Origin of the sequence: Streptococcus mitis, assembly GCF_946190065.1 — a bacterium.
GTDB lineage: Bacteria > Bacillota > Bacilli > Lactobacillales > Streptococcaceae > Streptococcus > Streptococcus mitis_DE.
In genome coordinates this window covers 168,009-187,128 of the sequence record NZ_CAMHZD010000001.1, presented here as the reverse complement: position 1 = coordinate 187,128, position 19,120 = coordinate 168,009, and the positions used below count along the sequence as shown (strand labels likewise).

The following is a 19,120-nucleotide window of genomic DNA, read 5'->3' as shown; positions in this document are numbered from 1 at the left end:
CCACATACTCGACATAAAACGAGTGAACACTATGTATGCCAAGTGAACATGTATGTGGGAACATGTCTATAAACCTTTTGACGATAGCATAAGGTTATCGTTAAAAGGTATTACCCCGACAAACTGTGATTTACTCATTTCATTAAATCAGCTATTTCTTTCTTCCCATACGCCTTTACATTCTGAATTACATTCTGTTTCCTCTTGATTGATTCAAGCAGTGATATATCTAGTATATTTACTAATTCTTTAAACTGAACCTGTCCGATTCTTCTTATCTCTTTAAGTTGCTCGGCATCTCTTATCTTTCTCTCTGCCTCACTCTTGGGGTATCCTTGCCCAAATGGCTCCGAGAAAAGAGCTTCTATTGTTCTTTCAAGATTTTCAGTACCTGACCATGTATAATCTTCACCTAATGGTAATGATATCGCATTTCCATTATTAATCTGAGCAAATAAATAGGCATCATTCGGTGTAGGTGCATACCCGCAAATGACATCAGGCATACTATTACAAGCAAGCATCATTCCTTGTCCAGAAGAACAGCCCGTAACAACGAAATCAACTGTCCTACTTGCCAACAAGATACCTATAAGAATAGAAATTTCTATATACGAGTATTTTTCATTTTCTTCCATCGTACAGCCAAAATTTATAACCTCAGATTTCTTTGGAGCATACTTTAATACAGCATCATAGATTATTTGATTTTTGGTCGCTTGCGAACTTGCTTGAATAACTCCGATTCTCATTCTTCCCCCCTACAACTTCTAATTTAATTATTTCTTTTTCTTTGGTTTGGGTGCAGGTAATTCATCATATATTGAATTGAATAAGCCTTTATTTTCTACACTTCATTTATTCACTGGTTGCAACTTTTGACATCAAAACTACCGCCTCCACATATGAAAATATTTTTCTTTTATACTAATAAACAAAAGGCAGTAAAAATCATTTTAGAATGATACTGTGGAACGGAAAGATTTTCACCACTTCAAAAGAAACGGCATTCATCACTCCACTTTAAATTATAATAGATAATTCTCTAACATAGATCATCTAATTAGCAAATCGTTACTTTCAATAATGGATATACTAATCTAAAGTTAAAATTACTTTTCCTTACTAATTCTATTACTAGCCAATATTGTATAAATCAAATAACCAATAAAAATGATGATAAAAATAACATTAATTTTTAACACAAAATAGAGATTTAACAAATTTGCGAACGCATGAAATAATAGACAGTACCCCACAGATTTCGTTTGACGGTAAAGAAGCCCTAAAACAAAACTTAAAAATAATGTATATATAAAAAATAAAATAAAAGGAAATCCTTGATGACTCTCTCCAACTATAAACCATAAAGGCAGATGCCAAATCCCCCAAATTGATCCTACAATCAAATTAGATTGCCAATAAGTATATTTTTTATCAAGTAACGGTTGTAATATACCTCTCCATCCTAATTCTTCATGTCCACCACCAAAAAAAATTAATTGTATAAAGAATAGTGGCATCAGATAAATTGATACTCCGTTTAATTCTAAGGAAGATACAGAGAATAGTATCAAAATTGCTAACAAATGAATAATGAAATAAATACTACTATTTTTTCTTTTATTAAATACAAAATGTTTAAATTTTATATTATTCCTTTTCAAATAAAAGCCACTTGCAATAGCTGGACCAAGTGCACCTACTATATGTAACATTCTCCCTATAAATGTTTCTAATCCCAAAATATGAGATTGAGTAAATATGGCAAGAAGCACCCAAGCTATATAAGTAATTCCAAAAGTACAATAAAGATAATTTTTTAAATTCTTTTTGTCAATTTCTGTCATTTTATCTTCCTTATCTTGATTATTTTATGAATAATATTTTTACTGCTTCTTAGTTGCTCTCGATTATAACTACCTATATTCTATCATAAAAACACAAAAAAGCCTTACAATCAAGGCTTTTCAGTATCCCTTTTGTTAGAAGGTTTCTAGGCTTTTACCAGCAAAGCTACACACTCAACATGTGCTGAGAGCTTTCTTCTATACTAATAGACGAAAGGGTGTGAAAATGATTTTTAAATGATACTGTGGAACGGAACAGTAGCCCTAGTATTGACTACTGTCGTTTCTATTCATATTGGCTATTCTAGGACTGAGATGAAAAAATCTATAAATGCTCAGAATAAAATTGAACCCGCAAATCTCCCCAAAACAATGGTGAGTCATGTACTTGTATTATTCCGAAAAAATACACCTCTGGTGCAGTGAGACAAATTGGTGTATCTTATAGTGGCTTCGTAGATGAAAGCTATACTCTACTATCACTCTTTGATGATGTAGAACAAATTGAAAAAGATAATAGACTTCAGACAGCTATTGATGTTGTCAGAGAACAGTTTGGTTTTTTAGCCATACAAAAAGGAACCGTCCTAACTGAAGGTTCCAGAAATATTGAACGCAGTAAACTTATCGGTGGTCATTCCGCGGGTGGATTGGAGGGATTAAAATGAAACAAGAAAAAAATACAGTACAATTTTCAGAAATCCGTAGCAAAGGATGTAATGATATTGAAATGCTTGAAAGATTTTTACATGGAATCGTTGAAACAGCAACTTCAAAACTTCGTCAGAGAAAACTCAAAACAACTGAAATATCGATACGACTAGTACATGCTAAATCTGAAAACCGATTACCATTGGAATTTACATTTAGCATTAAGCCAACAAGCTCATCTGTGATAATCTATACTGAGGTAATCAATCGCTTTAAAGAATGTTACACAGGTGGGGGAATTCAAGGTTTTACGATTCAATTTGATAAAAATACCCTTGCCTCTGCATAGAAAGGATTTGATATGATTGACCGTTCATATTTACCATTTCAATCAGCAAGAGAGTACCAGGATACAAAGATGCAAAAATGGATGGGCTTTTTCCTATCTGAACATGCATCAGCACTCTCTGATGATACAAACAAAGTAACGTACATGTCTGACTTATCACTAGAGAAGAAATTATTACTCCTCAGTCAAGTATACGCCGGGCAGCTACGCACACGCATTCAAGTGATTGAAAAAAACAAGCGTGTTTCCTACACTGGAACAATACCAAGTCTGACCAAAGATTTCATTTTGATAAAAACTACAACAGGTCACATCAATTTGAAATTAAAAGACATTATTAGTATTGAACTTGTCGAGGAGGTGCTCTATGAATCAGCTTGAGTTTCAGCGTAATCACCTACAAATGGACTATTATAGCGAGAGCTACCAAGATTTTGAACGTGACTTCTACCGCTACTCTAACATGAATATTCCATTGACCTTCCTAACTGATGATATCCTAAAAACAATGGCGACTTCACGTAAGAATTACTTTGTCCTCAATAAGGAAAAGTCCAGAGATAACCGCGATCACTTCTTCATATTTGAAGTAAGTACCGTAGATGAGAATCCGCTAATCTATCATTATACATATAAGAAAACTACAATATATTTAGCAGAAAAATAGGAGCAGTTCAATTGACTGTTCCTATTTTTAATATTCATAAAATCTAAAGTCTTTATACTCTTTAACAATGGAGTCGCCAACCAGAACAGACTATACTGACCAGCGACTACCTTAAATTTAATGTTTCAGATTTATTTTCTTATCTCTAATTTCATAAACTACATCTGCTACATTTTCGAGTAATCGTTTATCGTGGGTGATAAACACGATAGTTCCGGTGTACTCCTTCATTAGTATTTCCAAAGCCTCTAAACTTGGTATGTCAAGGAAGTTACTGGGTTCATCCATTATTAGGATGTTATATCTACCCATGAGCATTTTAGCAAGCAACAATTTTATAATTTCTCCACCGCTTAAAACAGATAAACTTTTTCCAATATCGTTCTGTTTGAACCCCATAGATGCTAGCACTGAACGAATTTCTGATATATTGTAGTCACAATCCTTCTGCATAAACTCCATAACATTCTGATTACTGTTGTACTTGTAACCATTCTGTGCAAAGTAACCTATTTTTGCCTTAGGCGAAATAGAAATTCCTTCTTCATGGTTTAAGATCATTTGGATTAAAGTTGTTTTTCCGATTCCATTACCACCAGTTAACGCCACTTTTGCTCCTAACGGAATTTGAAAAGATGCATTTTCAAACAGAGCCTTATCCCCAAATACTTTATTAATTTCTGCACCGACTATAGGGTATGGATTATGGAGCTCCAATGCTTTACTTTGCCTGAAACGAATTCTGCGAATGCCTTCCGGAGCTTCTACTTTTCCTAAGGCCGCAATCCTGTGCTCTAGGGTTTTAGCAGCATTATACATCTTTTTTTCCTTACTTCCTATTGATTTTTGATGAGCTAAACGCCCTCCGTCTTCAGTACTTTTTTTCTTTGAAGAACCTTTTGCCTTCTGTTTTATTTTACGAGCCTGTTTTCGCTTTTCCTCCGCAGCCCTTTCCAATCGGGCACGTTCCGCAATAAATTGTTCGTATTCTGCAGCTTGGCTCTTACGTTCTTCCTCTTTCTGACGAAGATAATCAGAATAGTTTCCCCAATACTCAGTGATTTTGCCATCTTTCAGTTCCCATATTTTATCTACTATTTCATCAAGAAAATAGCGGTCATGGCTAATAACTAACAGTGCACCTGTAAAATATTTTAGCTGTCCTATTAGAAAATCAATTCCTTCACGGTCTAAATGGCTCGTAGGTTCATCCGCTAAAATACCATGAACCTGTGCCGATAAGGCCTGTGCTATTTTAAGCCTTGTTTCTTCACCACCGCTCATAGTCTGTATATTTAATTGCTCAACACCTAGCTTGCCTACAAGTGCAAAATCTTTTTCCTCCTGCAGAGTTACTTCGTCCAACTGGGGAATATAGGCAAGTTCACCCAGACGATTCATTTTACATCCTGGGGGAGTTAATTCTCCTAAAAGTACCCTGAGTAAAGTGCTTTTTCCAGCACCATTTGCTCCTACTAAACCAATACGGTCATAATCATATACTTCTAATTCATTTATATCTAAAACATCGCGTCCTTTGAATTCCACACGAATGTCTTTTGCTTTTAATATTAATTCCATAACATTTCCTCCTGTCTATAATCGCATACTTTCATTTGCTTGTATGCAGGGAAAACCCTGCGATTTTAGCAGGAAGAGTTACATGAAAATAAGATACATAAATATTCCTCCAATATTGTTTATTTTAAATCTAATTTTCTAACCTCAGTTATCATTTGGCAAACTATAGCAATGCCAATAATTAAAATACCTGATAGTAAAAACCAATGATTTACACCGATTTTATCAGCAAAGAATCCAGAAAGAATTAACCCAATTGGCATAGCAAGTGACATGATACTTCCGATCAAAGAAAATACACGTCCTAAATATTCAGGCTTAATTTTCTCCTGAAAAAGAGCTGTTTGCACACCGCTATAAAATGGCACCGAAAGCCCCATTATTGCACAGCAAACTACGAATATTACAAATCCATTTGGAGGAAGTATTCCCGAAACGGCTAAACTGGTCCCCATTATAAAAAATGAACTTGTTATTAGTAATACATGCTTTTCGAAGCCCCCTAATCTTCCTAATAATAAGCCTCCTGCTAGCATCCCAAATGCAAAGGAAATTTCCGTAATAGAAATATGCACAGGCGTTCCATTAAAGTGTTCCATGCTTATTAAAGGAAATAGTGCATTGATTGGCATATAAACAAAAGTATATAGTGTTCCTAAGAGTAATAAGGCAAACAATCCTTTGTTTTGTCTCAGAACCACAACTCCTTCTTTCATCTCCCTTATGAAATTTGGTTCTAAACTTTGCACTTGATTACCCAGCTTAGGTATACGTACAATTGCTACCGTAATAGATGCAATCACAGCACCCAATACGTCGATGGCAATAATAGCATTTAAATCCCAAACGGAGTATAAGAGTGCTGCAACTGCCGGACTAACAATATAGCTTATAGACTGCAAAGACTGACTATAGCCTGCGCATTTCGTTAGCTGTTCTTCTGGTACTAAAAGTGGTGTAACCGCATTGAGTGCTGGGGTATGAAAAGCTGTTCCAATGCTACGGATAAACAATACTATCATAATCATCCAGACAGGTAGCTCCATACAGAATGCAACAATAGCAAGCACTGCACCAGCTGCTGCGATAATTAAATCGGCACCAATCATTATCTTCTTCCTATCATGACGATCCACTAGCACACCAATGGCAGGTCCCAAAATCGCATAGGGTAAAAAACCTACTAATGAAGCCATAGACAAGACCATCGCAGATCCTGTTTTTTCTGTAAGGTAAAAAATAATCGCCATTTGCAGGATGGCACTAGTGATTAATGATACTGCTTGCCCTGCCCATATTGCATAAAATTTTCGTTTCCAATTGTTGTATTTTTCCATTTATATTATCTCCTGCATATTATTTTGCTTGAATTTCTATTTTGAATAGCATTCTAGGCAATAAAAAATGCAGGCCAAACCCCACAATGTGGCTTTTGGTCTGCATACATACAATTTGGAAACATTCATATTAAAGACATAGTTAAATAAAGGTATAGTTAAATAACCAATATCCTCACCGTAACTAATGAATGCTCAATATCGTATAAATAAGCACAACAAAAAAGCCTATCATCGGGTATAGATTCTGCTTTTTTTATTGCCAGCTTATCTTAAACGCATTGAGGCTGTCATAGTTTCGGTTCCTCCTACATCTTTGTTTATATCAATTTATAGTATAACACAAAAAGATGATATGTTCAATATAAAAGTTATGGAATGAGACTCATACTTCCAATTCGATGCCAGATTTAAAGGATATGACGAAGTTTTCTTCATAGACTGTAACGCTCTGGATTATCTTCCTTAGTAGCAAGCGATTAGCTTTCACAAAATCTTCTGTTTGTAGTTTTAAAAATTCATCAGGATTTTCTAACTCAACCTCAAAATATTTCATTTTACATTCCCTCATTTCATTTATTGATAAATTGAGTTTGCAAAAAAGAGTGGACAATTTTTGTCTACTCTTAACCTTTAAAATAGTTTTTTTTAATCGATTTGAAGTTGCCTAAATTATTACTTATTCGGTAAAATGAAGTATTGCTTTCAACAGATTTCCTTCAACTACACTTCACTTGATTCAAACAAGGTGGGTACATTTCTATTCCCACAAACTCCTTGTCAATGGAAACAAACACGTACCCACAGGGTAAATGGAAATAGAAACTGATAATTTCTAGCTATCACTTCTACTCATTCCAAAAATTTTCTCACTCTGATACTTACCCACCATAAAGCAAAAAGCCTTGCAATCAAGGCTTTCATTATCCCTTTCGTTCAAAGGTTTCTAAGCTTTTACGAGCAGAGCGACACACTCAGCGGTTCGCTATCTCCGTTCTGTCTGCGTGCTAGCACTTGTCAATCACGGACAGCTATCGCATGGGCGGAAGTAAATGCTAATCTTCGTCGTTTTACTCCTTGACTAGCAAACTTACCGCCTCAACATGCGTTGTTTTCTTTATTTGTACACTTTTTTTCGTCATCGGTTACGGTATTAAAACACAATTTATCATTTTCTATTTTAGCATTCTTCCTTTTAGATTTGTAAGATTTTGCATCTTTAGTCGAAGAATCTCCCGTTTTAAAAATTATAGTCAACATTGCTGGATCAATTTCTCCATCAGAATTTATTCCGCCTACTATGATTTTTTCAACGATACTTTCAAAAATGTCCTTGTCAAACTCAGTCAAAGTCTTTTGTGAAGTTAAAATTTCTTTAAAATTCTCTAATCTACTTTTTATATCAACTTCTGATTTTAAAGTTACTTCTAAGTTTACTTTTTCTTCTAAAAGTTTTTCTTTCTCAATTTGTATTTGATTGAATTTATCTTCATATACAGAATCACTTATTTTTCCATCAAGATTCATTGAAACTAATTTTTCTTCTTTTTTGTACAACGAATTTAATTTACTAACTATCTTATTCAACTCCACTTTTAAAGTATCATCAGTAAGCTCTTCTTTTATAATTTCAAGAAAGTCTTCAGTTAGGTTATTATTTTCATAAAACAACTGTTGGTAGCTCTGTAAGAAAGCATTTTCTATTGCTTTTTCCTCTATTCCTTTACTATGAGTGCAATACTTTTTACCTCTCTTTATAGATGTTGTACAGTGCCAAATAATCTTTTTGTACTCTGAACTAGAGTGCCAACTTCTTCTAGACAGAACAGTACCACAAAAACCACATTCCAATCTACTGCTAAAAGGGTACATTCTTGAGTATCTTTCTCGTTTACCTTTTGTATTTGCTATGGTTTTTTTGTTTCCTGATCTCCGTAATCTAATTTCTTGCGCCTGTGTAAAAATTTCTGGACTAATTATTGCATCATGATTATTTTTAATGTAGTATTTATCTTCTTCACCGAAATTTATTAAACGTCTCTTACTAATGGGGTCAACAGTGAAAGTTTTTCCCATTAGAATATCACCTTTATACTTCTCGTTTTTAATAATTCCTAAAACTGTTGTATCCTGCCAGTGATCAAGACCTCTCGGAGTTTTATAACCTAGTTCATCAAGTTCTCTAGCTATTGCCCTACCCCCAATACCATCAATGTATCGTTCAAAAATATAACGTACTATCTTGGCTTCTTTTTCGTTTATTGATATTGACTTTGTATCTTGATTATAGTCATAACCAAGACAACCTTGAAAACCAATAAGTTCTCCACGTTGCATCTTCATTTTTAACCCTTTTTTAACATGAGCAGATGTGTTTTCAACTTCCTGTTGAGCCACTGAACTTAATATCGTTAATAGTAGCTCACCATCCATAGTTAAAGTATCAATATTTTCTTCTTCGAAAAATACACCAATTTGTTTATCTTTGAGCAGACGAACATATTTGAGAGTATCTAATGTATTTCTAGCAAATCGAGCAATAGCTTTAGTAATGATATAGTCTATTTTTCCATCAAGGCAATCTGAAATCAATCTTTGAAAATCTTGTCTTTTTCCAACTTGAGTTCCCGATATACCTTCATCAGCATAAATATCAACTAAATTCCAATCTTTATGCTGTGATATATATTCCCGATAATGTCGAACTTGAGAATCATAGCTATTCTTTTGGTCATCACTATCAGAACTAACACGACAATACGCTGCCACTCTTCTTAATAGAGAACCATTACTATCATTTCTTCTCGTTACTAAAGGGTTTGCTTTTATGATTTCAACATTATTTGTCATGACTTAACCTCCTATTATTCTGCATTTATTTTACCGCAACCAATAGAAAAGGTCAGCTAATTTATGTACATTTTACGTAGTTTCAGCTTTATTTTATCATATTCTTTTTCACTAATAAGTTTTTTTAAGAATAATAGATTTAACATCTCTAGCTCTACTACATAATTTTCTAAACTTGATTTCAAAAAATCACTTCCTTTTGATTTTTATCATTTACCTCCATGGCATGACTGATGAAGTCATCATAAGAATTTCACTTGCTGCTCTTTTACGTTGGCAGCCTGAACGGTCAGAAGTATCATTGTATATCATTTGTATCATGGCATATAAAGTATCGCTCTATTTTATTGATGGTTTTAAAATCGCTCTTATCATGGCGAGCCATTCAAATCTGCTCCACAAATGAGGAAAGTACCATTTTGGACTATTCAATTGTCAAAGAACAAATAAAAAATCTCCTCATTTTCAGACTCTATGCAATTGAGGAGATTATTTTCTAAAGCGAATTTTATCAGGAAAATCTGTCAATCCCAATAGATAGTCTGTACTGACATCGTAAAAGTTTGAGAGAGTTACCAATACATCTGCCGTCAAGGCATGCTCACCCCGTTCAATTTTAGCATAAGCTGAGTTTGTAAACGAAAGTATTTTAGCTATTTGTTTTTGGGTCAAATCGTGATCTTCCCTCAAATCTCTCAAACGTCTGTACATCTAGCTTTCTCCTGAGAAAAAGTATAGACCATAAATTTTAAATATTTAATAGATTGTCCAAATCGGACAAAAGAATTTTCCAACCTATATATAGACTTATATTTATATGTAAAGTTTTTTTAAAAAAAAGAGTAAGTAATAATTGCTTTTGCAACCATCCTCACTCAAATTCAATTAAAGATTTCTAAACAATAGAACTTATCAATTATTCGGGTGAAAAGTAACCTAACTGTTCCGCGACATGAATAGCTTCCTGTCTACTGGACACTCCTAATTTTGAAAAGATATTTGCAAGATGATTCGAAACAGTTCGCTTACTCACATAAACCTTTTCACAAATATCATCTATACTTAGACCATTTCGAACTAATTCTAATATTTCTATTTCACGTGAAGTTAAAACATCTACCACTACTTCATCTGAAAAAATCTTTCTACCCTGATAAATTTCTATCAAGTTTTGAAGTAACTCCACTGGAGCAATACTCTTATCCAAAAATCCCCAGGCACCCATTATCTTAGCACGATACTCATACATTTTTTTACTATATCCAGTTAAGATAACAATTTTAGCAGAACATCCATTTTTAATAATCATTTGAGCTAAAGATAGCCCATCCTCCTGATACAAACTAGTCAAGTTTATGTCAATCAGAATAATGTCATAGTCATCAAAAGGGAAATCCAAGACAGAAGAAAAATCATCCATCAAATCTACCCTTTCAATATCCTCTGATAATTCCAAAATCAGTTTAATACTCTGACTAAACAATTTATGATCATCAATCAACAAAATTTTCATAACATAGCTCCTTATCAATCGGTAGTTCAATAACAATACGAAAAATACCATTCTTATCTAAAGTATTCATCTTACCACCTAAAACACTTAATTTATTTTCCATATTTTTCAAGCCATATCCCAGAGAATGTTCTTTGTTAGAAATAGATTTATTCTCAGAAACTATAAAAATAACATCCTGTTTTGTCTCGATTTCTAAAGAAATCTCTCCTTCTTGTGAATATTTAACAGCATTAGTAATTAACTCCTCAATAAAACGGTAGACAATTTTATCATAGGGAGTCATTAAAAAAAATTTAGGTGGAAAATATACCACTACTGAACTTTTTTTCTTATATCTTTTCTCGATCCTTTCGATGAGTGCCTGATATTTTTTTGAAAGAGGTTCATCTACCTCACTCATAGGCTGGTAATAATCCATTCGTTCTCTAATTCGTTGTACTAGTTCTTCAGTAACAAGATTTATTTGATTTCCAAACATCTCATTTTGACTATAAGCATTGAAATTCTTAATAGCCATCACACTTTGTAAAATTTCATTATGGAGAAATTCTGAAAATTGCTGTTCTACAACTTCATTAGAAAGAAGATGATTAACCATTTTATTTCTCTTCAAAAATAGAATTTCCAGGTAATCTTTCGCATTTCTCATATCCGATACACGAAACAATCGAATACATTCTTCTGCAACAATTGCCATGATTATCAAAATTATATTTAAAATTAAAAAACTCACATTCAATTCTAGTTGAAAACCGATAAACGAAAGCAATAACAATCCTCCCACTAAAAAAAATAAGCGAGTAAAGGCTTTTAAATATGATAATTTCAATTCATCAATTTTCTTTTTTAGTGATGTAAAAATTGTTTTAAAATGTAAAAAAGTCAGTATAGATAATACCTCAATATACCACACTAAATTTAGAACACTTGACCCCCTAGTATTAACATATAATACAAAGTAGGAAACAGGTAACACTACCGAAAGAATCACAATATTTCTCCTTTGAGAAGCTATTACATTTCTCAACTCTTTTCGATACAAGAGCAATAAAAGCAAAGGAACAGCTGTAAGAAAAAAAGTAGTGAATATCGATAGGAATAAAAATAGTGGGAAGTAAATCACATAAGAAAAAATTGTAATGATGGTTAAACCTAGTGAAACATTCACCAATTCTTCCCCAATCCTCTCACCTAGTAAAATAATCGAAAGAGAACTATAAACCAATAAAAATGAATTAATTGGATTCAGTATATCAAAAAAATGGAGGAGAGTATTATTTATTTCTTGTTGAAAGATTGCTTGCCAGCTAACTAAAGATAACAAAAGTATTATCCATAATTTTAGTTCACTATATCGAAATTTGATAAAGTTACAAACATAGCTGGACACAATCAACAAAATCACAAGTATTACGGAGAACTTTTGCGTGAGACCACTTGCATAATAAATAGGAACTCTATAGTATATGTAGAACATCAAGATCAAGTGATTCAGCAAAGTTAATTGCCACAACCATAATGAATGATTAGAAATGATTTTTACAATTTTTTTCATCATAATCATCTCCCTCTATTTTATAAGTATAGTATAGCATAAAACTAGAATACTATTTAACAGTATCCTAGTTTTATCCTAATTTTTATCGAGAATATGCCAACTTACTTTATAAGTTATAACTAAGTAAATTAGAAAGAGGAGAGCTGCCACTCCTAGATAGGTCACATCAATTGTGATAGTTGTATTGGCAAAGTTTTCAAAGTAACCTAATAAGGACTTGCTTAGAGAAACCACTAATGGAACAGCAAGTAGCAAGGGAACAAAGAAGTAACTTATAATTTGATGAATAAGTATTTTCTTATTTTGTTTTTTCTTATTTCCCAATAGATATAAGATACGATAATCATTAATGCTGTCTAGTGCACTAGTTGAGATTTGTAGAGATAAAATGCTAAGTGAAATAATAATAAACACAACACTAATAAATATCAATACTAGTACAATGACTCCCATAAATCCTATATAAAGCTCAGATAATCTCACCTTACTTTGATAAGTGAAGTCATTTAATTCTGTACCATCCACCGTAAAGTAATGCTTATCAACCCACTCTTTCATAAATGTTTCAATTTTTCTTTTATCAATATTTTCTTTATATTTAACCACATAAGTTGTAAAGTCTTCGTTTAATTCTTTAATAACTTTATCTGGTACAATAAGAGTCCCCGAATCATTTAATCCTACTGAAGAAAGAAAATAAACAGTATCTAATGGTTGGGATGATGCCAATTTTAAAGAATAACCGCCAATTGATAAATCTTTCTTTTGTAGTAAAAATTCTTGGATTTGTTTAATGGTTCCTTTGTAATTGGCATTTACTAGATAGCCATCATCAGCTAAGTCAATATATTTTGCACCTTGTAGCTTTCTTAGATGATTATAAGTTGAAATTCCTAAAATATGGACTTTTGAATCAGGTAACCCTTTATCGTGCTCCCATAACTGACTAGTATCTATGATATCTTTATAAGTCAGATCACTCGTAAAAGTTGAATAAACATAGTCTTCTTTTACGACATCAAAATCAAAGCCGTCTGCTTGTAATCTATCTTTTACACTCTCGTTTCCATAATGAAACTCATTACCTCTATATAAATTTGCTTGTAAATCATAAGGGGCATAACGATTCAACTCATGGTTCATGGTTGTGTATGAACTGCCACCAAACACTAGTAAACTAAGAGCCAAAGTCAAGGTCATAGATAGTACTGCTAGCGTTACAGAATTGCTGTCCGCTTGTTTGGAAAATTGGCGGATTTTAAATGAGTTTAATTTATTATAATAGAATGAAGATACTTTCTTAACAACTCCAAGTAAGAAATTACTTAAGGTGTTGTAAAATAAAATGACAAAGATCACTAAAATAGATACTAATAAAACTCCCCAGTTTTTCAAAATGGATAAGTGATGATAATCAGAAAAATAAATACTACCAGAGATGATAACAATACTTGAAATAATGAAAATTAACAATTGTAAAATAGAACTTTCTTTAATAATTCGTGATTTTTCAATGCCGTTTTCTTGAATTAAGCTAATGATTGTTTTCTTTCTAAATTTCAAAATGTCCATTAAACCAACTATTAAACTAGTTACCACATAGGAATAGCCCAACAGAGAGAGTGACTTAGGATCTAAAAAGAATAGATTTCCAAAATAATTTGCCATAAAAAACTCAGAAGCAATGTGAGCAAGTAAAATAAGTAAGATTAGCCCAAAAGTAAATCCTAGAACTAGAGCAAAGATATTTACTAACATCGTTTCAAAGAATAGCGTTCCGATAATTTGATATTTTTTCATTCCAAGTGTTGAATATAACCCGAGCTCTTTTTGTCGTCTTCCTAAAACAAAATTTGTAGAGTAAACAATAAGAAAGACGACAGTACCGAGTATCAAATATGAAATAAGTCCCATGTACTGGCTCATGATTGTCGTCAACATTTCTTTCGCACCCGATAAGCTCTGCATGACAGGATGACTTGGAAGAGCATTAAAGGCGTACAAAAGGCTATAAATCAAAGCAAGACTTAAAAAATAAATCGTATAGGTTTGTAAGTTTCTAAACACATTGCGTAAAATTAACTTTGGGTACATAGCTCCCCTCCTATCTTGTTCGTCTGTATATTTCTTCTAGGTATAAGTCGTTTGATAATCCATTCCGCTCAATATCATCGATAATCTGTCCATCACTGAGAAGAACCATTCGAGACGAATATTTAGCAGCAGCAGGATCGTGAGTAACAAGTAGAATAGTTATTTCAAACATTCGATTAATTTCTTGTAAGAGGGACATGAGATTTTCTGAGTTAGCAGAGTCAAGAGCTCCTGTCGGTTCATCTGCAATCAAGAGTTTGGAATCATCTATTAACGCTCTAGCTGTTGCGACACGTTGACGTTGCCCACCTGATAATTGATTTGGAAATTTATTTTTTAAATTTTGAATAGATAATTTACCCAAAACATCATTAATTTTCTTTTGATATTTTCTAATGGATTTTCCTTGAATTTGAAGTGGTAAAATTACGTTTTCATAAACAGTTAAGGTTTCTACCAGATTATAAGATTGAAAAATATAAGAGATATTCTTAGCGCGATAATCGGCTAATTGGCTTTCTTTTGCTTGAATCATATCAAAATCTTCAAAAACAATACTACCCGAATCAGGTTTATCAATAGTGGATATACAATTCAATAAAGTTGTCTTTCCACTACCACTAGCCCCCATAATGGCTAAAAATTCACCCTTATTTACTGAAAGGTAAATATCAGATAAGGCATGAACTAAACTTTCTCCTTCTCCAAATGTCTTATTTAATCCTGTTACTACTAGTTGTGGCATTATCGTTTCCTCCATTTCTTTTATATAATTATTATAGCTTGTAGAAAAATCTATTTCATGAGTATTTCGTGCAGAATTGAATCGTAATTGAGACTTCTTGTTTTTTTTCTAAGGCACAATAAAAACCAATACTCCTCAAGAGCATTGGTTAGAAATAATAGTGATAAAACCAATCTATACACTATTTTTTATCATTTCGTTTTTTCATAAAGTATACAATACCAATGATGACTACTCCTAATACAAGTACAGGAGCATAAAATTCAAGCGTTCCAATAATTCCTTCCATCCGATCCTCCTTTATCAAGGTTCAACCAACCTCTTTTAATAACTCTTCTTTTAGCTGACCTGATAATATCTTTACATCTGTTAATATTTTTGTTCTATGTTTTTAATAATAAACAAAGGAAATCTATGTTTAGTTTCTAACAGTGAACATGATTTCTAGTACACTCATGAGAACATGTAAATCATCGACTACATTTTCCAATCTAAGAGACTATCTCCTGAATTAAAAAGTACGAATCTATTCAACTGCTCTTCAACACTAATATTCTCACTAAAAAATTTCAGCTAGCTTTAGATATATCACACATAATGTATTCCTCCTTTTTCCATAATTTTAACAAATTTTAGAACATTTAAAATGAGTAATTTGTGCACTTTTTAAGTATCTCTGCTATTTAGATACACAAATTTTTCTTTATTTAAGCAATTAATAAACATATCAAATCTAAATGTTACCTATTCGTAACCATCGCTCTCTAATTCTATCTGGATTCTTTACTCACTCAACTCCCTCTCAACAACATCAATGCCTATTTTATCGGTTATATTCAATTTTGAAAGGTTTAACTTCATTTCTTGCTTGTTTTCAACTGAAGCCAGTAAATGTTCTACTACTTGATTTACAGACGCCATCTAATTTATTTGAAAAACATGATAGATTTTTTGTTACATGTTTTTCCACGCAACCAGTTTCAGATGGTATTTTAAATAAACTAATATGCTATGAAATAGCAGACATATTAAAAATAGGCTCTAACCCTTTAGGTCTAACAACATTACCTTCTTTTAGTTTTTGAAATCCATTTTCCTGAGCATAAGAATAAAGCTGTTTGATAATTTCAATTACGTCCATTTTTTTCTCTCATTAATTGGACGTAGCCCTTTGTTTCTATTTTTGAATTTAAAAACGAGAACTCTCCGCACATTTTATCATAAAAATTATTATAATCTTCTTTTGAAAAATCTCCTAAAATCTCTATTTCAAGATAAAATCCAAGACCATCAATCTTATCTAGATTGATCGTTTTATTTTCTAATGCATCATGATAAGTCTTTCTATGTTTACTTATTGTGAAAATATTTGAAAATCCATCTTGCAAGATATTTCTTACAAATTCTAATTTTTCAGATTTTAACTCTATTTCACTTTCACTCCACATTCCTTGTTTTATCGTATCTTTTCTTGTGAGAACACATGCTTTATTATCATCTTCTTGGCGAATTCTGTAGATAAAGCTACCTACCTCATCTTTTTCAAATTCTCTTCCTTTCGTTTTAAAATATTTATCAACTTGCTTATTTTCACTCTTAAATTTATAATATTTTTCTAAATATGAAATAGCATTATTATAATCTCTCTCATTGTTTAATCCAAATCTAACTTCTAATTCATTCATTTTATTTATCTCCCCTTAATTTTTTTTCATAACTCTTTATAAGAATAACCAATAAACTACTTAGTAATCCCAAAATAACTAGACTTAATCTCGGGTTTAAAAGCCAATTAAAATAAGCAGCTAATATCCCTCCAAAAGGTGCAAAAATGGTAGCTATTACAAAAGAACTAGAAAGTATTTTACCAATATTATACTCAGTACTTTCTTGTTGCTGTATTGTTGTAATTGAGACAGAAGCTATTGTAATTAGTCCACTCAAAATTGAGTAACAAATTCCAAAAAAAATCCAATTTTCTACTATTCCGCTTGCCATAATGACAAGTGGGATAGTTGCCATTGATATATTCATTAAGATAAAGGTGTCCTTCTTATTCAAAAAAGTAGAAAGAAGGGTTACTGCTATCAAACTACCAAATCCAGCAATGGAGTAAACAATCCCAACAAGACTATTTGATAATTTTAATTGATCCTGTAAATAATAAATAATCGTTGCATTGAAGCCTAGCATAGCGATATTCACAACTATAGTAAAGAGTAAAGAAATCCTCAACTTAATATTTGTAAAGTTCTCTTTAAAACCTACAAAAATTTCTTTTATATTATCATTACCATTCTCCTTGTGTTCTTGATCTGGAATATATGAAATTAGTATTGAAAGAAATAACAATAAGAAAGAAGCACTATTTATAAAAAAAATACTATTAATATTAAACTTTAACATTAATACCCCTGCAAGAGCTGGAGAAATTAATTTTGAAATAGTTCGTACACCTTGAAATTGAGAATTATATTTTTGTAATTCTTCCTTCTCAAATAAAGCTGGAGTAATGACTGAGAATCCCGTTTGAAAAAGTGTCGAAAATAAAGGTATCAAAAATGCAATAACGTAGTAAAAAAATATAGAAACTGAATATTTAGATAATATCGGTATTACACTACATAATAATGCAGGTATTAATGTAGACCATAATAGTATTTTTTTCTTATTGAAATTATCTAATAAGTAACCCATAACAAATCCCAACAAGAATTGAGGTAACAATTCAATAATCACCATTCCTCCCATTGCAAAAGACGAATGAAATTCTTGGTAAATTAAGATTGGAAAAGCAATTTTCTGAAATCTATCTCCAACATTTGATATAAACTCACCAAAAGTAATTGTATAAAACGTTTTCTTATTTATATTCACAGCGTTCTTCCCTTTTATTTTTTGCCTTTAGTTTAGCACTTCGATGTTATTATGTCAATTATTTTCATAATATTTTTTTATTTATTTTTATTAAATACATATTTGTATCTTTTTAGATCAAAAAAACGATGCTTTATTGAACATCGTCTTTACTATTCTGTTATATCTGCAATGTAATGCTCGATTTTAAGAGCCATTGACATATTTCCCTCAAGCTTATATAGGAAATAAGCCGTTTCAAAGTACTCTTTTACTGCAACTTTAGAAGAAAAATTCTTACTGACATTTCCCATCAATACATACAAATCAGCCAAAAGATATGTTGTTCTATACGTCTTACATTGCTTTATCGTATCTGTGATTTTAGTAATAGCCTCTTCAGTATTATTCTGCAACCATAGATAGCGACAAACATTATAATTAAATTTAATAGAAAGGTTTAATTCTTCGATTGTGTTTAACTTTAGTTGATTTACTTGATACTCTAACTTTTCTCTAATTTCATTAAAACTCTCTAAATCTTCAATATCATAATAAAAATTGAATAGAGTATTTGTAACTTGAAGGTAGGTCAAGTCAGTTACACTTAACTGAGACAGTACCTTCTCCAATCTTGCCACAGCCTCCTCTTTTTGCCCGTAGAAATAAAAATCTATAAGAGATTTTATCCACTCCATATAAAACTTATCTACTAGAGACAAGCGATGTACCTTTACACTCTCTAATTCATATATATATTTCAAAGATTCATAATTTCGATTTGTGATAAATGTCTGGGCTAACTTCTTAAACTCTGATAGCTCATCAATCTCCTCTCCAATCTGCTCATTAAAAAAATAATCTATACTAACTTTTAACTTCTTAGACAGAGCATATAAAAAGTCCGCTCCTGGAGTAAATTCTCCATTCTCCAATCGACTAATCTGTCCCTGTTTACATATCCCCTCAGCCAATTCTCGCTGAGACATTTTTAATTCTTTTCGTCTATTTTTTAATCTTGTTGCTAATAGTGTGCCCACGTTTGCATTTTCCTTTTCTATTCGAT

General features: G+C 32.1%; 19 protein-coding genes. 4 read left to right on the top strand and 15 right to left on the bottom strand.

All coding sequences use genetic code 11. The features are described from left to right. Positions 1-134 precede the first annotated feature (134 nt). Together OCF96_RS00925 and OCF96_RS00920 are read right to left on the bottom strand one after the other, a co-directional pair. Positions 135-752, bottom strand: coding sequence for an RpiB/LacA/LacB family sugar-phosphate isomerase (locus OCF96_RS00925; RefSeq protein WP_261445130.1), 618 nt, complete (start codon positions 750-752; stop codon positions 135-137). Between the two features lie 360 nt (positions 753-1,112). Then, positions 1,113-1,850 (bottom strand): CPBP family intramembrane glutamic endopeptidase, encoded by a 738-nt coding sequence (locus OCF96_RS00920; RefSeq protein WP_060628313.1) that lies wholly within the window; start codon positions 1,848-1,850, stop codon positions 1,113-1,115. A gap of 422 nt (positions 1,851-2,272) precedes the next feature. On the opposite strand from OCF96_RS00920, the gene OCF96_RS00915 reads away from it, so the two are divergent. From OCF96_RS00915 to OCF96_RS00900, 4 genes are read left to right on the top strand one after another with little or no spacing between them, the layout of a single operon-like run. Beyond that, on the top strand, positions 2,273-2,518 hold the full coding sequence (locus OCF96_RS00915) for a hypothetical protein (protein ID WP_001813542.1): 246 nt from the start codon (positions 2,273-2,275) through the stop codon (positions 2,516-2,518). Beyond that, positions 2,515-2,850: a DinB/UmuC family translesion DNA polymerase gene (locus OCF96_RS00910; RefSeq protein WP_000806926.1), complete on the top strand. Its 336-nt coding sequence runs from the start codon at positions 2,515-2,517 to the stop codon at positions 2,848-2,850. Before OCF96_RS00915 ends, OCF96_RS00910 begins: the two co-directional genes overlap by 4 nt. A 12-nt stretch (positions 2,851-2,862) precedes the next feature. Further along, positions 2,863-3,231 carry a hypothetical protein gene (locus tag OCF96_RS00905; protein ID WP_000567222.1) on the top strand — a complete coding sequence of 123 codons (369 nt, stop codon included), beginning with the start codon at positions 2,863-2,865 and terminating at the stop codon, positions 3,229-3,231. Beyond that, complete coding sequence (locus OCF96_RS00900; RefSeq protein ID WP_001072467.1) at positions 3,218-3,517, top strand: DUF5960 family protein; 300 nt, start codon at positions 3,218-3,220, stop codon at positions 3,515-3,517. The genes OCF96_RS00905 and OCF96_RS00900 overlap by 14 nt, the downstream gene beginning before the upstream one ends. A 117-nt stretch (positions 3,518-3,634) precedes the next feature. Here OCF96_RS00900 and msr(D) read toward each other — a convergent pair whose 3' ends face one another. From msr(D) to OCF96_RS00835, 13 genes are all read right to left on the bottom strand, one after another. After that, entirely contained in the window at positions 3,635-5,098 is a 1,464-nt protein-coding gene (msr(D), locus tag OCF96_RS00895; protein ID WP_261445118.1) for an ABC-F type ribosomal protection protein Msr(D), read from the bottom strand. 119 nt (positions 5,099-5,217) lie between these two features. Continuing rightward, positions 5,218-6,435 carry a macrolide efflux MFS transporter Mef(A) gene (mef(A), locus tag OCF96_RS00890; protein ID WP_000417519.1) on the bottom strand — a complete coding sequence of 406 codons (1,218 nt, stop codon included), beginning with the start codon at positions 6,433-6,435 and terminating at the stop codon, positions 5,218-5,220. 385 nt (positions 6,436-6,820) lie between these two features. Beyond that, positions 6,821-6,991, bottom strand: a complete 171-nt coding sequence (locus tag OCF96_RS00885) for a hypothetical protein (protein WP_000873143.1) — start codon at positions 6,989-6,991, stop codon at positions 6,821-6,823. A 542-nt stretch (positions 6,992-7,533) separates the two neighbouring features. After that, entirely contained in the window at positions 7,534-9,285 is a 1,752-nt protein-coding gene (locus tag OCF96_RS00880; RefSeq protein WP_261445114.1) for a recombinase family protein, read from the bottom strand. A 489-nt stretch (positions 9,286-9,774) separates the two neighbouring features. Beyond that, positions 9,775-9,996, bottom strand: a complete 222-nt coding sequence (locus OCF96_RS00875; RefSeq protein ID WP_000286248.1) for a helix-turn-helix domain-containing protein — start codon at positions 9,994-9,996, stop codon at positions 9,775-9,777. Positions 9,997-10,201: 205 nt separating this feature from the next. Next, the gene (locus OCF96_RS00870) at positions 10,202-10,798 is read right to left on the bottom strand and encodes a response regulator transcription factor (protein WP_261445108.1); all 597 of its coding nucleotides are present in this window, start codon (positions 10,796-10,798) and stop codon (positions 10,202-10,204) included. Next, positions 10,779-12,359, bottom strand: coding sequence for a sensor histidine kinase (locus tag OCF96_RS00865; RefSeq protein WP_261445105.1), 1,581 nt, complete (start codon positions 12,357-12,359; stop codon positions 10,779-10,781). The genes OCF96_RS00870 and OCF96_RS00865 overlap by 20 nt, the downstream gene beginning before the upstream one ends. 75 nt (positions 12,360-12,434) lie before the next feature. Then, positions 12,435-14,453: an FtsX-like permease family protein gene (locus OCF96_RS00860; protein ID WP_261445103.1), complete on the bottom strand. Its 2,019-nt coding sequence runs from the start codon at positions 14,451-14,453 to the stop codon at positions 12,435-12,437. Positions 14,454-14,463: 10 nt separating this feature from the next. Next, positions 14,464-15,198: an ABC transporter ATP-binding protein gene (locus OCF96_RS00855; protein WP_261445100.1), complete on the bottom strand. Its 735-nt coding sequence runs from the start codon at positions 15,196-15,198 to the stop codon at positions 14,464-14,466. Between the two features lie 1,009 nt (positions 15,199-16,207). Further along, positions 16,208-16,339, bottom strand: a complete 132-nt coding sequence (locus OCF96_RS00850; protein WP_261445098.1) for a hypothetical protein — start codon at positions 16,337-16,339, stop codon at positions 16,208-16,210. Continuing rightward, positions 16,326-16,883, bottom strand: coding sequence for a CYTH domain-containing protein (locus OCF96_RS00845; RefSeq protein ID WP_261445097.1), 558 nt, complete (start codon positions 16,881-16,883; stop codon positions 16,326-16,328). Before OCF96_RS00845 ends, OCF96_RS00850 begins: the two co-directional genes overlap by 14 nt. 1 nt (position 16,884) lies before the next feature. Continuing rightward, positions 16,885-18,075 (bottom strand): MFS transporter, encoded by a 1,191-nt coding sequence (locus OCF96_RS00840; RefSeq protein WP_261445095.1) that lies wholly within the window; start codon positions 18,073-18,075, stop codon positions 16,885-16,887. A gap of 152 nt (positions 18,076-18,227) precedes the next feature. Then, positions 18,228-19,094: a helix-turn-helix domain-containing protein gene (locus OCF96_RS00835; RefSeq protein WP_000537000.1), complete on the bottom strand. Its 867-nt coding sequence runs from the start codon at positions 19,092-19,094 to the stop codon at positions 18,228-18,230. Between the last annotated feature and the right edge of the window lie 26 nt (positions 19,095-19,120).